The organism is Rothia sp. LK2588 (genome assembly GCF_040946465.1).
GTDB lineage: Bacteria > Actinomycetota > Actinomycetes > Actinomycetales > Micrococcaceae > Rothia.
The window spans coordinates 21,776-39,452 of sequence record NZ_JAYWLS010000003.1 but is presented as its reverse complement, the minus strand read 5'-3'; the positions used below and the strand labels follow the sequence as shown (position 1 = coordinate 39,452).

Annotated in this window: 14 protein-coding genes; 6 read left to right on the top strand and 8 right to left on the bottom strand. The window is 63.3% G+C overall.

Annotated elements, in window-relative coordinates:
* Positions 1-48: 48 nt before the first annotated feature.
* The 3 genes from VVR12_RS07275 to VVR12_RS07265 all read left to right on the top strand — a co-directional run bounded on the left by VVR12_RS07275 (position 49) and on the right by VVR12_RS07265 (position 5,164).
* Complete coding sequence (locus VVR12_RS07275; protein ID WP_368550530.1) at positions 49-1,245, top strand: FAD-dependent oxidoreductase; 1,197 nt, start codon at positions 49-51, stop codon at positions 1,243-1,245.
* Positions 1,246-1,410: 165 nt separating this feature from the next.
* On the top strand, positions 1,411-2,388 hold the full coding sequence (locus tag VVR12_RS07270; RefSeq protein WP_368550529.1) for a pyridoxal-phosphate dependent enzyme: 978 nt from the start codon (positions 1,411-1,413) through the stop codon (positions 2,386-2,388).
* A gap of 16 nt (positions 2,389-2,404) precedes the next feature.
* Positions 2,405-5,164 carry an FAD/NAD(P)-binding protein gene (locus tag VVR12_RS07265; RefSeq protein WP_368550528.1) on the top strand — a complete coding sequence of 920 codons (2,760 nt, stop codon included), beginning with the start codon at positions 2,405-2,407 and terminating at the stop codon, positions 5,162-5,164.
* Here the strand turns inward: VVR12_RS07265 and rbsK are convergent.
* The 5 genes from rbsK to VVR12_RS07240 all read right to left on the bottom strand — a co-directional run bounded on the left by rbsK (position 5,161) and on the right by VVR12_RS07240 (position 10,338).
* Positions 5,161-6,078, bottom strand: coding sequence for a ribokinase (gene rbsK / locus VVR12_RS07260; protein WP_368550527.1), 918 nt, complete (start codon positions 6,076-6,078; stop codon positions 5,161-5,163). The genes VVR12_RS07265 and rbsK overlap by 4 nt on opposite strands.
* Before the next feature lie 4 nt (positions 6,079-6,082).
* Positions 6,083-7,153 (bottom strand): aldose 1-epimerase family protein, encoded by a 1,071-nt coding sequence (locus VVR12_RS07255; RefSeq protein ID WP_368550526.1) that lies wholly within the window; start codon positions 7,151-7,153, stop codon positions 6,083-6,085.
* Complete coding sequence (gene fucP, locus VVR12_RS07250; protein ID WP_368550525.1) at positions 7,150-8,529, bottom strand: L-fucose:H+ symporter permease; 1,380 nt, start codon at positions 8,527-8,529, stop codon at positions 7,150-7,152. The genes VVR12_RS07255 and fucP overlap by 4 nt, the downstream gene beginning before the upstream one ends.
* Before the next feature lie 3 nt (positions 8,530-8,532).
* On the bottom strand, positions 8,533-9,183 hold the full coding sequence (gene deoC, locus VVR12_RS07245) for a deoxyribose-phosphate aldolase (protein ID WP_368550524.1): 651 nt from the start codon (positions 9,181-9,183) through the stop codon (positions 8,533-8,535).
* Between the two features lie 198 nt (positions 9,184-9,381).
* Positions 9,382-10,338 carry a sugar-binding transcriptional regulator gene (locus VVR12_RS07240; RefSeq protein ID WP_368550523.1) on the bottom strand — a complete coding sequence of 319 codons (957 nt, stop codon included), beginning with the start codon at positions 10,336-10,338 and terminating at the stop codon, positions 9,382-9,384.
* Positions 10,339-10,607: 269 nt separating this feature from the next.
* Here VVR12_RS07240 and VVR12_RS07235 point away from each other — a divergent pair, with 269 nt between their 5' ends.
* A complete protein-coding gene (locus tag VVR12_RS07235; protein ID WP_368550522.1) occupies positions 10,608-11,867 on the top strand; it encodes an amidohydrolase in 1,260 nt (419 codons plus the stop codon).
* Positions 11,868-12,030: 163 nt separating this feature from the next.
* Here the strand turns inward: VVR12_RS07235 and VVR12_RS07230 are convergent, their stop codons facing one another.
* Genes VVR12_RS07230 through VVR12_RS07220 form a run of 3 tightly spaced genes read right to left on the bottom strand, consistent with a single transcriptional unit; the run spans position 12,031 to position 15,787 of the window.
* Complete coding sequence (locus VVR12_RS07230) at positions 12,031-12,912, bottom strand: NAD(P)-dependent oxidoreductase (RefSeq protein WP_368550521.1); 882 nt, start codon at positions 12,910-12,912, stop codon at positions 12,031-12,033.
* Positions 12,913-12,965: 53 nt separating this feature from the next.
* A complete protein-coding gene (locus VVR12_RS07225) occupies positions 12,966-14,327 on the bottom strand; it encodes a four-carbon acid sugar kinase family protein (RefSeq protein ID WP_368550520.1) in 1,362 nt (453 codons plus the stop codon).
* 53 nt (positions 14,328-14,380) lie between these two features.
* Positions 14,381-15,787 (bottom strand): GntP family permease, encoded by a 1,407-nt coding sequence (locus VVR12_RS07220; RefSeq protein WP_368550518.1) that lies wholly within the window; start codon positions 15,785-15,787, stop codon positions 14,381-14,383.
* A 142-nt stretch (positions 15,788-15,929) separates the two neighbouring features.
* On the opposite strand from VVR12_RS07220, the gene VVR12_RS07215 reads away from it, so the two are divergent.
* Positions 15,930-16,631, top strand: a complete 702-nt coding sequence (locus tag VVR12_RS07215) for a FadR/GntR family transcriptional regulator (RefSeq protein ID WP_368550517.1) — start codon at positions 15,930-15,932, stop codon at positions 16,629-16,631.
* Positions 16,628-17,596 (top strand): D-erythronate dehydrogenase, encoded by a 969-nt coding sequence (gene denD / locus VVR12_RS07210; RefSeq protein ID WP_368550516.1) that lies wholly within the window; start codon positions 16,628-16,630, stop codon positions 17,594-17,596. The genes VVR12_RS07215 and denD overlap by 4 nt, the downstream gene beginning before the upstream one ends.
* Positions 17,597-17,677 lie beyond the last annotated feature (81 nt).

Below are 17,677 nucleotides of genomic sequence, written 5' to 3'. Positions count from 1 at the left end.
TTCAAGCGATAGGGTCTACTCCCTTCAGGGAGTTAGGAGTCAATAGGCATGAATATCTCACATCGAATCGTCATCATCGGTGGCGGCAATGCCGGCATCAGCGTCGCGGCTCGGTTGCGTAAGGCGGGCGAGCATGATGTGGCGCTCATCGAACCCAGTTCTACTCACTATTACCAACCGCTGTGGACGTTGGTTGGCGGTGGACAAGCACGAGTTGAGGAAACCGCCAAACCAGAAGCTGACGTCATTCCGCAGGGAGTAGCCTGGATCAAGGCAACGGCTACTTCGGTAGACACGGAGCACAACCTGGTGCAATTGGATAACGGTAGCTCCATCCATTATGAATACCTGGTAGTCGCTGCCGGCATCCAACTGGATTGGAATGGAATCCCTGGGTTGGAAGAAGCCCTGAAAACCCCTCAGGTTTCGAGTAACTATTCCTATGCCCTAGCACCTCAGACTTGGGAAGGCATTAAGAACCTCACCTCTGGCACTGCGGTTTTTACCATGCCCACCAACCCCATCAAGTGCGGCGGCGCACCGCAGAAGATTGCTTACCTCGCCGCCGATTACTGGCGCGAGCAGGGAGTTCTCAACGACATGAGGGTGGTTCTCGTCTTACCCTCCGACGCTATGTTCGGTGTTGAGGAGTTCTCACGTGAGCTCGAGAAGGTTGTTGAACGTTACGGTATTGACGTTCGGCTGAGCTCTGAAGCTACTGCCATCAATTCCGCTGATCAGACCGTGCGTATTTCTTCGTTGAAAACTGACGAGTCTGAGGATATTCATTACGACTTCTTGCATGTGGTACCGCCGCAATCAGCACCAGACTGGATCAAAAAGAGTCCCTTGGCAGACCCAGAGAATCCCTTGGGTTACGTAGCAGTGGATCCCGCCACGCTACAACACCGAGAATTTGAGAATGTATTCTCCCTGGGCGATGTCTGTTCTGCACCCAATTCAAAAACGGGCGCCGCCATCCGTAAGCAGGCACCTGTATTGGTCGCTAATTTGCTGTCGGTCATACGAGGAGAACATCCAACAGCCCGCTATAACGGCTACGCTTCGTGCCCCCTGGTGACGTCCCGTAGCACCATGTTGCTCGCCGAGTTTGATTACGACATGAGACCGGCCCCCAGTATCCCCTTCATCAATACGATGAAGGAGCGTAAAGATATGTGGTATCTGAAGCGTTACGGATTACCCCAGCTGTATTGGAAGGCCATCCTCAAGGGCCTTGCATAGTATTTTCGCTGGGTCTCACCTCAGGTGAGACCCAGCGATTTAGTTTAATTAAAACGCCATCGGCTTGTTGATGCCCCCTGAGGGCGCTCATAAGAGTTTCTGGAGCCGAGCGCACCCTCGCGCCAATTACTAAGAACCCTTAGCACCCGGCGTAAACTCATAGCCATGACCACTTCTGCTTACGCCGACATCGAAGACGTTGCCGGCGACACTCCACTCGTCCGCCTTCCCCGCTGGGAGGCCGCCCACCACCTCAGCGACATCAGGATTTACGCCAAGCTCGAACAGTTCAACCCCGGTGGTAGCGCCAAAGACCGCACCGCCGCCGCCCTGGTGGCAGACGCCCAGGCCACCAAGCGTCTGAAGCCGGGCACCATCGTCGTCGAATCCAGTTCCGGCAACCTCGGCATCGCCTTGGCCCGCCAGGCGATCCTGCACGATTTCGAATTCCACTGCGTGGTGGACCCGCGCACCAACGAGGCCACCCTGGCCCTCATCCAGGCCTACGGGGGCGTGCTACACCCCATCACCGAGCCCGACCCCGTCACCCACGACTGGCTCACCGCCCGCCGCAACAAGGTGCAAGAACTCCTCACCGAGTACCCCGGTTCGATCAACCTCGATCAGTACTCCAACCAGGCAGCCTTCACCGCCCACAGCGAGGGCACGATGTCCGAGATCTTCGACGCCCTCAACCAAGCCCCCACCCGCGTCTACGTGGCGGTCTCCACGACGGGCACCGTCGGCGGCTGCCTGACCGAAGTGCAGAAGCGCAGGGCGCACACCGAAGTCATCGCCGTGGACGCCGAGGGTTCGGTTCTCTACGGCGGGCAACGCGGCGAGCGCCTACTGCCCGGATACGGGGCCGGCGTGACCACCGACCTCTCCCAGCAGCGCACCCCTCACCACACCCGCCGCGTGGCCGCCACCGATGCCGTGGACGCCGCCCGTCAGCTCGCGCGCACCGAGGCGATCATCCCCGGTGCCTCGGGCGGAGCCGTCATGGCCGCGCTACGTGCCGACCTGGACCAGCTGAACCCCGGCGATACCGTGGTCGTGGTGCTCCACGACGGCGGAGTGGCCTACACCAACACCATCTACAATGACCAGTGGGTCGAGCAGAACCTGCGCCCCACCAGCTAATTCCCCGGAGGTTTCCGTGCCCCTGTCCATCGCTATCGTCGGCGCCGGCCCCCGCGGCCTGTGGGCCGTGGAAGAACTCTCCCGCGTCGCCTACCTGCATCGACTGCAGTTCGACATCACCGTCTTCGACGCCCGCCAGCCCGGTTTCGGCGCGGCCTACGATACGGGCCAGAGCCATGACATCGTATTGAACCTCTTCTCCTCCGCGATCCACACCCGCATGGGCAGCTTCGACGACTATCGCCGCGAGGTGCTGGGTGAGGCCGAACCGCTGGACGTCTTCCCGCCGCGGGCCACGGCAGGTAAGTTCCTGGCGGCGTCCTGGGAACACGTGGCGGAACACCTGCCCGCCGGGTGCACGCTGACGTTCGAAGCCCGCACCGTGACCGACCCGGCGGAACTGACCGGTTTCGACCACGTGCTGATGGTGACCGGACACGAGGCACCCACCCACCCCGAGGGCATGATCGACGCCTACGGGAACCTCTCGGGTATCACCGCCGGTTCCACCGTAGGTATTCGCGGGGCGGCGCTAACCGCCATCGACGTGATTCTCACCCTCACCGCCGGGCGCGGTGGGCGGTTCACCGAGAACGGTTACGTGGCCAGCGGTGATGAACCGGCCAAGATCTTCCCCACCTCCCGCAGCGGGCGCTTCATTCAGCTCAAGCCCGACCCGGTCACCGAGGACGAGGCACGCCTGTTCCGCCGTTACCACCGGGCGGTTCGCGCAGTGGGCACCGTCGCCGAGCTCAAGGACGTGTTGCTTCAGGCCGCGAGCGCGCTGGTCAGCCGCGAGGTGAGCTGGGAGGCGTTGCAGGTGACCGCCGACCCGGTTGCCGAATTGCGCGATGCGATCGCCGACCCGCGTCGCGACCCGCAGGCGATCGGCCTGGCCTGGCGCGAGCTCTACCCGGTGATCGTCGAGCGGGTTTCGTTCACCGACCTGGCGCGCGATCCGGAGTTCCTGGAGCTGACCCGCACGCTGGAGTCGTTCGCTTTCGGCTCCCCCGCCCAGCAGCTCAGTAAGGTGCTGGCGCTGATCGACGCCGGGATCGTCGACTTCTCCCGCCTCGGTGCAGGGTCCGACCACTCCGAGACGGCCGAACCCGCCGCAGAGATCGACACCTGGGTGGACGCCGTGCTCGCCTCCCCCGGCGTGCATCCCGGCACGCTCGCCGCGCAGGTGCTGGCCGAGATCGCCCCCGAGCAGGCACCCACCAACCGCCCGAAGACCTTGGAGACCGAACCGAACGGCATGATCGCCGGTCAGACCCGCTTCGCGTTCGCCGGACGGATGACCGAGCCGTTTGTACTCGGCAACGATTCGCTCTCCCGCAAGCTTCACCCAGTCATCCCGCTCTGGGCACAAACCCTCGCGCAACTGCACGCTGGCGAGGCATCGCAACCGGCAAACGAGGCCGAGGAGCAGCTACGCGGCGGAGCCTATGGCATGCCGCCGCTGACCGGCCGACTCGAACCCTGGATGACCGACCTGACCCGGGCCGAAAGCCAGATCGACGCCGCCTTCACCGAGTACGGTAGCCCCCTCAACGTGGTCAACGCAGACCCGATGGAGCGCAACTGCGCCGAGCTGACCGCCGTGGGGCACCGCGCCGGGGTGGACGTCCGCGTCTTCTTCGCGCGCAAAGCCAACAAGGCGCTGACCTTCGTCGACCGGGCCCTGCGCGGCGGTCACGGCGTGGACGTCGCCAGCTACCGCGAACTCTCCCAGGTGTTGGATGCCGGCCTGCCCGGCGAGCGCGTGATCCTCTCGGCGGCGATCAAGACCGATCAGCTGTTGCGGCTGGCGATCGAGAACGGGGTGACCGTCTCGGTAGACACCACCGCCGAGTACGACCGCCTGCTCGCGCTAGCCACCGAGCAGAACACCACCGTGCGCGTGGCGCCGCGTTTGGCGCCCGACCCGGCGCGCTTCATGCCCACCCGTTTCGGCGAGCTGACCGAGGTCTGGGCCGAGCACCTGGCCGTCGCCCATCCGCAGGTTGCGGTGGCCGGGGTGCACCTGCACCTGCACGGTTATAGCGCCGAAGACCGCATCGACGCCCTGCTCGAGGCCACCGGTCTGGTGCGGGAACTCCGCGCGGCCGGGCACCGGATCGAGTTCATCGACATCGGCGGCGGCGTGCCCATGAGCTACCTGGACGACGCCGAACAGTGGGCGAACTTCAAGGCGGCCCTGGCGGCGCAGAACAGCGGGGCGATCGCCCCGTTCACCTGGAAGGCCGACCCGCTAAAGAACTTCTACCCCTTCCACCAGTCACCGGTGCGCGGGGAATGGCTCGAGCAGATCCTGGCTTCGGCGGCCGGGGACGCCGTGCGCGAGTTGGGCCTGCGCCTGCACCTGGAACCGGGCCGTAGCGTGCTCGACGGGTGCGGGATGATCCTCGCCCGGGTGGCCTTCGTGAAGAAACGCAGCGACGGTGTGCCCCTGGTCGGACTGGAGATGAACCGCACCCAGCTACGCACCACCTCCGACGACTACCTCGTGGATCCATTGCACCTGCCGTTGAGCGGGCCCGCGGGTGAGCCCTACGAGGGCTTCCTCGTCGGGGCCTACTGCATCGAAGACGAGGTCATCATGCGCCGGCCCATCGTGTTCCCGCGCGGTGTGGCCGTGGGCGACGTCCTCGGCTTCCCCAACACCGCCGGGTACTTCATGCACATCCTCGAGTCCGCCTCCCACCAGATCCCGCTGGCGAAGAACCTGGTGTGGAGTGGAGGCGAACTCGTCCTCGATCAGATCGACCGCTAGAAGATCTCGGGGAAGCGTTGGCGAAATTCCTCGCCGGTGGCGTAGGACTTCTGCGTGCCCTGGCGGGTGACCGAGTCGCCGGCGTAGTAGTTGGCCAGGCGCAGGGACTCGGCGATGTCGCGGTTGCGCACCCAGAAGTGGGTGAAGCAGCCGATGAAGGCGTCCCCGGCGCCGGTGGTGTCTACCGCGTGCACCGCGTTGGCCTCGATGACCTGCTCGCCGGCCTCCGAAACCCAGAGCACGCCGCGGGCGCCGAGGGTGACGATCACGTTCTTGATGCCGGCGTTGATGAGCACCGCGGCGGCGTTGGAGATGTCGTCGAGGGTGTCCACCGGCATGCCCGAGATGAGCGAAAGCTCGGTCTCATTAGGCACGATGAAGTCGACGTTCTTGATCTTCTCCAGCGAGAGCTCGGGTGCGGCGGGGGCCGGGTTGAGCAATACGGGAATACCGAGTTCGGCGCCGAGCTCGATGGCCGCGTAGACGGTCTCGAGGTTGATCTCCAGCTGCAAGACGATCAGCTGGCAGGCGGCGATGTCTTCGCGGGCGTTCTGCAGATCCTCCGGGGTCAACAGCGCGTTGGCACCCTTGACGATGATGATCGAGTTCCGGGACTGCTGATCCACGAAGATCGGGGCCACGCCGCTGGTGGCCTCGGTCTTGAGGATGTACTTATCATCGATGCCGTTGGCCTTGAAGTTGGCGATGGTGTTATCGGCGAAGAGGTCGTTGCCCACGCGGGTCACCATGAGCACCTCAGACCCGAGGCGGGACGCGGCAACGGCCTGGTTCGCGCCCTTACCGCCACAACCCAGCTGAAAGTCGGGGGCCTCGATGGTCTCCCCTTCCTCGGGCATGCGGGTGATGTAGGAAATCAGGTCGACGTTGTTGGAGCCGATGACGGCGATGTCCATGGCGTTACTCCTTGCTCTGGGCAGGCTGGGTGGTTGACGATGCGGCTTCGGTCGCGCGGAGCAGGCCGGTCTCTACCTCAAAGGTACGTTCTTCCCCGGCGTTGAGGTGGATCAACGTGCCCGCTTTTTCCGCCGCCAGGAATCCCTCGGGTCGCGAGGTTCCCGGCAACACGAACGCCGCGACTTTCTGGTCGGGGTTGTGCAGGATCCAGCGGGTCGCCACCGGGAACTGCGCGGTGTCGAAACGGGTCACGAAGGTGGTCCCGTCGGGGCGGGTGAGCGCGAACTCGGCGCGGGACGTCTGCCGCGGCAGGTCGTCGGCAAAATAGACGATCTCAGGGTCGAAGGCCTCGGCACCGGCCAGCGAATCGGCGTCATATTCCCCGGAGAGAATACGCTCGTTGATCCGCTCCCACTCCGGGGTGGGATGCACGTGGGCGGGCACGGTGCGGCGCAACGCGAACGATCCGGGAGCCAGGTTGTCGCTCATGCGCCCCTCAGGCACGAACGCATAGTTCATGTGGCACATATACTGCAGCGGCATGGGGGCGTACGCCGAGAGGTTCTTGACCCGCAACCCGATGGTGAACAGACCCGAACCGGGGGCCAGCGTCACCGAGGGTGTTGCCAGGTAGTGGTGGCCGAAACCCATCACGTACTCGTGGCTCGAACGTACGGTGAGTGCGCCGTCCTCGTGGAGCGCCAGTTCGGCGCTGTCCATCGGGGCGCATGGGAACTCCCCGTGTAGCGGGTGGTCGTCCTCGGGGGCGGGGCACCCGGCGGCGAGCAGTCCCGAGTGGAAAGCGAAGCAACCGTAGGTGTCTTGGATCGCCGAGACGGGCTTGGGCTGGCGGAACATGTTGTCCATGCGCAGGCTGATGCCGTCGAAGGCGGCGTCCCAGATGATCTGCCCCATAAAGGGCAGTACCTCCACGTATCCGCGCGAGTTGCGCACGGTCAGCGACTCCACGCCCGAGTCGTAGGTGCGGGCGGTGACGGTGTAGTCGCCACTCATGAGGACGGTGGTCTCGGCCGCGGTGAACAGGCTGCGGTGCAGCGGGATGACGGTGCTCATGCGCGTGCCTTTCGGGAGGTGCGGTACAGGCCCCAGAAGTAGAGACCGATCACCAGGTAGCAGAGGATGTTGATGCTGAAGCTGAAGGACATCGAACCGGTTACATCGGAGATCAGACCCTGAATCACGGGAATCACCGCGCCGCCGATGATCGCCATGACGATCACGGCGCCACCGGTCTCGGTGAAGCGCTTATCTTCGATCGTGTCGAGGGTGCGGGCGTAGATGGTCGCCCAGCCGGGACCCATGAGGCCCGAAGCCAGCACCGCCGCCCAGACCGCGCTGAGATTGGGAACGAACACCACGTAGAGCAGCGCCAGGATGCCCAGGGCCGAGTAGATGATCAACACCAGGTCTTCGTCCATCTTGGTGATGAGGTAGTTGGCGATGAACTTGCCGATGAAGAACGCCACGTAGGCCCACAGCAGAAAGTTAGTGGCGGTGCGTTCATTGAGCGAGCCGTCCAGCGTCAGGGCCAGGCGGATGGTGAAGGACCACAGTGCGGTCTGCAGACCCACGTACATGAACTGGGCGAAGATGCCCTGACGGAAGCTCTTGTTGCCCATCAGGTAGCGCAGGGTCTCGCCGAGACCTGCGGGTTTCTCGTGGTCGGTTTTATCCAGCGGCTTGCTGGCGGGGTACTGGGTGATCGCGACGAGCAGGAGCAGCACCACGAGCACCACGATGATCCAGCGGTAGGGTTCCAGGGTGCGCTGCAGCAGTTGTTCGGTGAGCTGCTGGGCGGCCACGGGGTCGAGCCCGGCCAGCTGGTCTTCCAGGGAGGCGCCATCGGTGAAGATCAGGTACTTGCCCAGCAACGCGCCGGCGAAGAAGCCGACCGGGGTGAAGGTCTGCGAGATGTTCAGGCGCAGGGTCGCGGTCTTCTGCGGTCCGATCATCGAGGAGTAGGTGTTCGCCGAGGTCTCGAGGAACGAGAGACCGATAGCCACCGCGAACAACGAGGCCAGGAACACCGAGTAGGTGGCCGCCTGGGATGCGGGGAAGAAGAGCATGCACCCAAGGATGTAAATGGTTAGGCCGATGAGCAGGCCCGCCTTGTAGCTGAAGCGGCGAATCACGCGGGAGGCGGGAATGGCAATCACAAAGTAACCGCCGTAGAAGGCTGACTGCACGAAGGCGGTGGCGAAGTCGGAGAGGGTGAAGATGTGCTTGAACTGGGTGATGAGAATGTCGTTCAAGCTGGCGGCCGCGCCCCACATGGGAAAACAAATGGAGAGCAACACGTATTGGAAGATGGGTGTCTTGGTCAGGTAGCCATTGTGTAGCTGACGGGAGGGGTCTTTAATGAGGCCCCAGCTGGTGTTGGGCACGCCCGGGTCGTTGCGGCGGTCAACGGCGATCGAGGTGTTGTTCATGGCTTAGTTCTCCTCTCCCAGCAGCGCGGCGCCGGCGCTGGCACCAATGCGGTTGGCACCGGCGTCCACCATCTCGTGCAGGGCCTGGGCGGTGCGGACGCCGCCGGAGGCCTTGACTCCCATGTCGGGGCCGACGGTCTCACGCATGAGGCGCACGGCGTGGGTGGTGGCCCCGCCGGTGGAGAACCCGGTGGAGGTTTTTACGAAGTCGGCGCCGGCGTTCTGTGCGGCGCGGCAGGCGGCGACGATCTCATCGTCGGTGAGCAGGCAAGTCTCGAGGATCACCTTGACCAGCGCTTCGTCGGAGGCCTGCACGACGCCGCGGATGTCATCCTCGACGAGCTGCCAGTCGGCGTCCTTGGCGGCGCCGATGTTGATGACCATGTCGATTTCGTCGGCACCGTTAGCCACGGCGTTCTCGGTTTCGAAGGCTTTGGTGGTGGTGGTGTGCACCCCGGAGGGGAACCCAACCACGGTGCAGACCTTCACGGCCGAACCGCTCAGGGTTTCGGCGGCTAAGGCTACCCGGTTGGGGCTGACACATACGGAGAAGAACTCGTGCTCGCGAGCCTCGGCGCAGAGTTTTTCGACCTGCGCGGCGGTGGCGTCTGGGGCGAGGAGGGTGTGGTCGATGAGCTGTGCTGTATTCGTCAAGGTGACTCCTTTGTCAGTGACTATGCGATGAATACTAGCCGCGTGGGTCGACCGCGAAAGGGGCGTTTTGGCACATATGTTCCGTTTTAAGGGGATTCTGGAGTGTATGGAACATTTGTAACGTTTTAGATAGGTAGTGCGAGCACCTGTCGGTGCGCCCGGCGGTGCGTCCCGGGATGTGGCGTTGGCGCGGCGCGGTTACAACGTCAACAACCGCTGGGCTGTTTGGACGTCGGTGACCAACCGGTTCGCGTACCCGTAGGATGCCGCCACGTGGATCGCCGCGAGCTTTTCGGGACCGCCCGCCACGAGCACCTTCTGCTCTTTATGCCGCAGGTCGGGCAGGGAAATCCCCAGAGTGCGCCCGTTCAGTTCGGGGTTGCAGATCTGCCCGCGCTCGTTGAGGTAGCGGGAGCAAATGTCGCCGACCGAGTTGGCCAGCAGGAACTCTTTCTCGCTCGGGGAAAGACAGTCGGAGCTGAAGAGCACCGAGCCGTTATCGGTGGACCCCACGCTGTACACGGCGATGCGGCTGTCGATCCCCAACCGGATGATCTCTCCGACCGAGACCTCGGCGACCTTGGTCTGCTTCTCCTCGAAGGTGGCGAAGACGGAGGGGGCGTGAAACATGTGGGCGGGCGCATCGAAGGCGTCGGCAAACTGGCGGTAGGTGGTGGCGATCTGCCGCGCCTTGGCGTTGCCGGGTACGTCCCCGCGCAGTTGCACGATCTTGACCCCGGCCACCGGTTGCGGGGTGAGGGCGGCGGCCACCTCGGCGACGGTGTTGGACCACGAGATCCCCACGGTGTCGCCTTCACGGACGAGCTCCTCCAGTAGGTGCGCGGCGGTACGGCCGAGGGCGTGGCGCAGATCCATCGGGCCGCGTCCTGCCACGGTAACCAGGCGAACCTCCGCCAGGCGGTATTTCTGCTTGAGCTGTTCGGTCAGCTGCTGGTCGTTCTCGCGGGGGTCGACGACCGCGACCTGCACGAACCCGCGGTCTTTGGCGTGAGTCAACAGTTTGGAGACGGTGGGGCGGGCGATGTGGAGGGAGTCGGCAACCTCCTGCTGGGTCAGGCCGCGCTCGTAATACAGCTTGGCCACTTCGAGGGCGGAGGTATCTCTGCGGGTAAGCCCGTGCCGGTCACGCTTCATAGCTGTCTAGTGTACGCGGGTAGGCTGACCCGTTTGCGACCGCCGAAGTCCCCTCACGACCAGCCGCTTCTGGTCACTCAGGGACTTTCGCGGTCGCAAACCACCGGTACCCGTGCCCTCCGGCACCCGGGTGTAATAGTATTGAGACACACAACACATGAGGGAATCCGGGACTTCGTCGGAGATCACCAATCGCTCACTCACCGCCTGCATCAGCGCTTGGGCCCTGCGCCCACGGCAACACAACTTCACAGCGTAAGGAGCTTCTCATGGCTTATCTTCCCGAATCACTCAAGCTCTCCTCGCACGAGGTGCAACAACAGATCGAAGATTACAAGCACCTTCACAGCAACCCGGAGCTCTCACATCAGGAGTACCAGACGGCGAAGTTCATCGAGCGTCGTTTCAACGAACTCGAGCTTGGCGAGGGCGTCACGCGGGAAGTCTGGCGCATCGGCGAGACCGGAGTGGTACTCTCCCTCAGCCGAGGTGAGGGCCCGGTGGTGGCCTTCCGCGCTGACATCGACGGTTTACCGCTGAAAGAAAAGGCCGACCGTAGTTACGCTTCTCAGGCTACCGGCACTCTCGACGGCAACGAGGTTCCCCTGATGCACGGTTGCGGGCACGATACCCACATCACCTCGGCCCTTTACGCCGCGCAACTTTGGGCTGCCGATCCCGGCAACTGGCAGGGCACGGCCCTGTTCATCATGCAGCCCGCCGAGGAGGTCGCCGACGGCGCCCAGACCATGGTTGAGGCCGGTCTTTGGGAGCAAGTTCCCCACCCCGAAATAATCTTCGGTCAGCACGTGTGGCCCGATAAAAGCGGTCACTTCATTGTCTCTGCTGGGGAAATGATGACAGCCGCAGATTCGATGAAGGTCACAGTGTTCGGTAGCGGCGCGCATGGTTCTCAACCCGAAAACTCCATCGACCCGATTGTGCTTGGAGCAGCGATGATCACTCGACTCCAGACCATCGTCTCTCGTGAGGTCGCCCCGCTCGAAGCCGCCGTGGTCACCGTGGGCATGTTCCAGGGAGGGTTCAAAGAGAACATCATCCCCGAATCGGCAGTTTTCACGCTCAACGTGCGCACCTTCAACCCCGAGGTTCGCGAGAAAGTTCTGAACTCTATCCATCGCATCATCGAGGGCGAAGCGGTGGTGGCCGGCGCCCCCGAGCCCAAGATCGAACACCTCTCAGGGTTCCCCGCTACCATCAACGATGAGCAAGAAACCGCCTCGTTGCAGGAGGCTTTCATCCAGCAGTTCGGCCAGGACGCGGTCGCCACAGACCCTGCGATGAAGGCCATGGGCAGCGAGGACTTCAGCGATCTCGCCACGGCCCTGGGCGTGCCGTATGTGTTCTGGTTCTTCGGAGGGTACAACGAACACCGGTTCACCAGCGGAGAGACGATCTACTCGAACCACTCCCCCTACTTCTCACCCGATCCCGAGGTCACGCTCGAACAGGGCACCTATGCCGCCCTCACGGCGCTGTACTCCAAGCTGGGGAACGTCTCCGGTTAAGCGGTAGATAAAGGGTGGAGGTGTCTCTGCGGGTGCGCCCGTGACGGTCGCGTTTCATGGCCGGGTGCGCTGACCCGCTTGCGACCGCGGAAATCCCCTGACGACCAGCTGTTTCCGGTCACTCAGGGACTTTCGCGGTCGCAAGTGGTCAATAGACCAGTTACTAGTCCCGCTTCTTGAGCATCTCGAAGACCACGGAATCGTCCCGATGCCCCAGCCCTTCCCGGCGTCCACGCACGTAGAGCTGTTCGGCGACCGAAGCTAACGGGACCGGTTGCGCCACGGCGCGGGCGGCGTCCGTCACCAGGCCCATGTCTTTGACGAAGATGTTCAGCGCCGACTTCACCTCGTCGAACTCTCCACCGACCATGCGCGCCCCGCGATCCTCGAACATGAAGGACTGCGCCGCGCCGGCATTGAGCACCTCGTGGCACTGGGCCACGTCCAGACCCATGGAGTCAGCCAACGCCAGTGCCTCACCGGCTGCGGCAATATGGACGCCGCACAGTAGCTGATTCACGACCTTGAATCGTTGCCCGTCACCCACCCGGGATCCCACCACGGGGTAGTTCGAGGCCATGGCGTCTAAGAGCGGGGCAACCCGGGTGATATCTTCGTCCGAACCGCCCACCATCACCAGCAGATCCCCGGCGCCTGCGCGCGCCACTCCGCCGGAAACCGGCGCATCAACGCAGTGGGTGGTGTACTGGGCCAGCATCGCGGCGGCGGTCTCCATGGCAGCGGGCCCCACGGTAGACATCACCAGAACAGTGGTTTCGGGGGTGAGCACATCGGCGATGCCACCCTCGCCGAAAAGTACCGCGTTGAGCTGTGCGCCGGTGGCTACCATGATGACCACAGCGTCTGCCCCTGCCACCGCTTCGCGCGAGGTCGGAGCCGACGCGACGGTCGGCGCTACGGCCGCCAGCGCGGCGGGATTCATATCGAAGGCGGTGACCTCGTGCCCCGCCTGTGCGGTCACCAGAGCCATGGGGGCACCCATGGCACCCAGCCCGATCCAACCGACTTTCATTGAGGTTGTCATTTTCTTCCTCTCACACTTCTTGTAATTACACGAACGACGACATTCGGCGTGGTTTACCGACTCGCCTCTTTCAGGCGCTCGATGACATCCGCGAGCGCTTCCCGGCCGCCCACATTGCCAGGGAAGACCACATAGGGCGCGTCGAGTACCTCCTCGGGTGCCTCCAAGGGTGAAAACAGCGAAATCTGCCCGGTGAAGAACTGCCCCGCCACCTCGGCTAGGCGGATGCCCAGCCCGCGATGGGCGACCTCGTGGGAGGTGATCCCACCCTTGGCGACCACCCAGGCCGGACGCGCCGTCCTGGTTTTCTGCACCACCTCCACCACGGCGTCCGAGACGGAGCGGGCGATCGCCAGCGACTCGGCCGGGTCGTCGGTGGAGACGAGTTGCCGGCTGGTGTAGACGACTGCGTCCGCATCGTTGAGGGCGCTGCGCACCGCCGCGGCGACCTCCTCGATGTGTTGCGAGCGTTCCGGGGAGAGGAGCTTTTCCACGTTGAGTTCGTGTTCCGACAGGCCCGAGCGTCGTTGCACCTCGGCAAGCTGTTGCGTGGTGAGACCCACGTGCGACCCCACCACCACGAGCCCGTGAGGTAGGCGTTCGGGGTTGACCTTGATGTCTTCGGCGTCCAGCACACGCGCGCTGTGTTGGCCGGCCAGGGGGCGCACGAAGGAGGGGCCGCAACGGGTGATAAACACCTTTCCCTCGCCCTCGAGCTGGGTGATGGCATCGGCGACCGTCTCCATGTCGGAGTACTCGGTGGCGTTGACCACCACCCATTGCCGCTCGGAAGTTTCCCGCAACAGTTCCACGACCCGCGAGACCCCGGCACGAATATCGCCCAGCGAGAGGCAGAGCACCGAGTCGGCCACAACACTGCCGCCCGAGACCTCTTCGAGGAACTCTGGGAGGTTGGAGTGGGAGTACCCGAAGGTGGCATCCTGAGCGAAATCGGTGTCTTCTACTTTGCGAGCTTCCCCGTCGACCAGGGCGTAGTGAACGTTGTTTTCGGTGTAGCGTCCTGCCTCCAGCATGGCTGGGGCGAAGATGAAGGCGTCTACGGCCACGCCTTCTTCCGCGAGCACGTCAGCCAAGGCGTTGGGTTCGGCGATGACGTGCCCGCGCAACGTTGAGTCGGAGCGGGAAACCAAGTGCAGACCGGTCTCGGCCGTGGAAACCCCCGCGCTCTTGAACCGTTTGATGACCCCGCGAAGGATGCGCTGATTCTTCTCGACCGCATCGGTCTCGTCCAGTGCACGGGTATTCGTCAGAACGAAGCAAGAGGTGGATGGCTCCGCCAGGGTCTGGTGCAACAGCTCGGCGTCCTCTTCGAACGCCACGGCAATGCCGCTCACGCACTGGCTACCCGTAGGGTCATCGTCTAAGACGAGCAGGCGGCGGGGTGAAGAAATCATTGGTGTCTACCCTTCATGAAATGCGATCGGGGTCGGGGGTTACGTGCGGTTGTCTAGGAGAGCATTCCGGCTACCGGCCAGAGCACCAGCGCCACCAAGAAACCGACGATGGAGGTGTAGGTGGTGATGATCGTGTACGTCTTCAAACCAGTAGAGACGTCGATCTTGTTGTAGCGCGACCACACCCAGAAGAGGGAGTCGTTGACGTGCGACAGCGCCATCGAGCCGATACCGATCGCCACGGTGACGAGGGCGATCTGCAGGGCGGGCAGTTCGAGGCTGGCCGCCAGCGGGGCGATCAGGGGCGCGGTGGTGAGGGTGGCCACGGTAGCTGAACCCTGGGCGGCGCGGATGAGGGCCGCCATGAGCCAACCGAGGAAGAGAATATGCAGGCCGGAGGCAGCCAGCATATCTGCCACGGCGTCGGCGATGCCGGTGGTGGCCAGCACGTGACCGAAGGTTCCTCCGGCACCGGTGATGAGGATGACGGCGGCGACCGGCGGCAGGGAAGAGTTGATGACGTCCTCGGTCTGCGCCAAGCCCCAACCGCGGCGGTATCCCAAGACGACCATCGAGATGATCACGCCGATCAGCAGCGCCATGGGGGACGCTCCGATGAAGCCCAGGAACGTGCGGGCGGCGTTACCTTCGGGCAGGGTCATTGCCGAGACCGTAGAAGACATGATGAGAAGGAGCGGGATCACGATCAGGGTGATGACGGTGCTGGTCTTGGGAGGGTTTTTGATGGCGGGGAAAGACTGGGTTTCGGGGTCTTCGCTGTCTTCCTGCACGCCGGTTGCCTTCATCTCTGCCTGCGCCAGCGGGTCGATCATCGGCACGGGTGAGAACACGCGTCGGGTGAAGAACGGGATAGTGACCTGGGCGACGAGCCACATGACGATGGCGGGAATGATAGCCAGCATCAGTACCATGCCGACGTTGGCTCCCATCAGTTCGGCACCACCGACGATTCCGGGGTGCGGGGGCATGACGACGTGCATGGTCAGCAGTGCCATGACGGTGGGCAACGCGTAGGTGAGCATATTACCCTGCAGGCGACGCCCCACGGAGAGCACGATGGGGATCAGCACGATCAGGGCGACGTCCACGAAGACCGGGATGCCGAAGATGAAGGACGCCAGGCCGAGCGCCCAGGGGGCCTTGCGGGGGCCGAATTTATCAAGCATGGTCTTGGCGAGCGCGTCCGCGCCACCGGAGACCTCGATGATGCGCCCCATCATCGCGCCCAAGGTCACGATGATCGCTACGGATCCCAGGGTCTTGCCCATGCCCGCGGTGAGGGTGGGAACGACTTCGGCGAGAGGGATGCCAGCGACGAGGGCCAGCGCCACGGAGACCACGAGTAGGGCCAAGAAGGGGTGTGCTTTGGCTTTGATGATCAGGGCCAGGATGACTGCCACTGCAGCTATACCCAGGAGTACCAGTGTTGTGGGTGTCATGAAATCCTCATTGATTCACATGGTGGATGAGTGTGCGGTAGATATCCAGCTCACATAACTTATCAGATATCTGATAATCTAGGGGTTAGCATGACCTCAAGTCAATGGGGACCGTCCAACTCTTCACCCGAGATAAGGAACCATGAAACTCGCCGACAAAGTCAGCGGCATAGTGCTCGAGCGTATCGCCGCAGGTTACTACAGCATCGGACAGCTCATGCCTGCTGAGGGAGAACTCGCAGAAGAGCTCGAGGTCTCCCGGCTCACCCTTCGCGAATCGGTCAAAGACCTCGCCGCCCGAGGCGTATTGGAGGTGCGCCACGGGAAGAGAAACCGGGTGGCAGACCCGCAGAAGTGGTCGGTCATCGACCCTCAATTAGCCGAGATCCGAGGGCAGCTCACCGGAGATTCCACCGCATGGGTCAATCAGCTGATGGAAGCCCGCCACATCGTCGAGGTGGGGGCGTGCGAACTGGCAGCTACTCGCATTACCGCAGACCAACTACACGACTTACAACAAGCCCTGAGCGCCATGCGTGAGGCGAACCTGGCCGACGACGTCGAGGCCTCCGTCGAGGCGGATCTCGCATTTCATCGCCTGATCATCGCGGCCGCCGGAAATGATTACCTCACGGCCACTTATGAACCCCTGGAAGCCGTGCTGAAGACCGTTCGCCGCACTACCTCGTCCTCGGCCCAGGTGCGCGCCGACGCCGAGCACTGGCACACCGAGATCTTTGCAGCCCTCAACGAAGGTTCACCAGAAAAGGCCCGAGGAGCCATGCGTTCCCACATGCGGCAGACCGTCGAGGCGGTCAACATCACCCACGAGGAGGATTCATGAAAATCATCGTTACCGGCGGGGCAGGATTTCTCGGCACCCAACTCATCTACAAGCTGCTACACCGCGCCGATCACGGGGTTGCCCCGCTGACCTTCGACTCGATTACAGCGGTAGACCTCGTGGAATCCCCCATCGAGGACCCCCGGGTAACCTCGATGGTCGGCGACCTCTCCGACCCGGCCTTCACCGCCGCCATCGTGGACGAAGAAACGGTTGCGATCTACCACCTGGCCGCAGTGCTCTCCGGCGGCTCGGCGGAGAATTTCGACCTGGCCATGTCGGTCAACATCGACGGCACACGCAACCTCCTCGAAGCGGCCCGCGGCCTGCGCCGCGCCCCGCGGTTCATCTTCACCAGCTCCCTGGCGGTCTTCGGCGGGAAGATGCCCGAGTTGGTCGCCCCCGACTTCGCCACGCAGCCCGATTCCACCTACGGCGCCACCAAGGCCATCGGCGAGATTCTCGTCAACGAATACTCCCGCAAGGGGTTCATCGATGGACGCATCTGTCGGCTCCCTACGATCTCAGTGCGGCCGGGCGCGCCCAACTCGGCGGCGTCGTCCTTCGCCTCGGGCATCATTCGAGAGCCCCTCAACGGTGTAGAGTCCGTCTGCCCCGTTCCCCACGCCACCCCCATGTGGCTCTCTTCACCGCGCACCGTGGTAACCAACCTGGTTCATGCCCTCGAACTGAGTAGTGAGCACCTCGATAACTGGCGGGGCCTCAACCTGCCAGGCATCACGGTCACCGTCGGGGAAATGTTGGCAGCGCTGGAAAGGGTTGCCGGCCCCGACACCCGCTCGTTGGTTCGCGATGAACTCTCCCAACCCATCATGGAGATCGTGTGTTCCTGGCCGGGCGCTTTTAACGTCGAATCAACCCTCGCTCTGGGGTTCACTCAAGATCAGAATTTCGATGAGGTCATCCGCCAGTACCAGGAGGATTACCTCACTCCCACCGCTTAAAAACACACCCCTTGGTTTTCTTACAGCGTGGGCATTTCATCACAGCAAGTCTGCAGCATTTACGAATTAAATATGAAAACC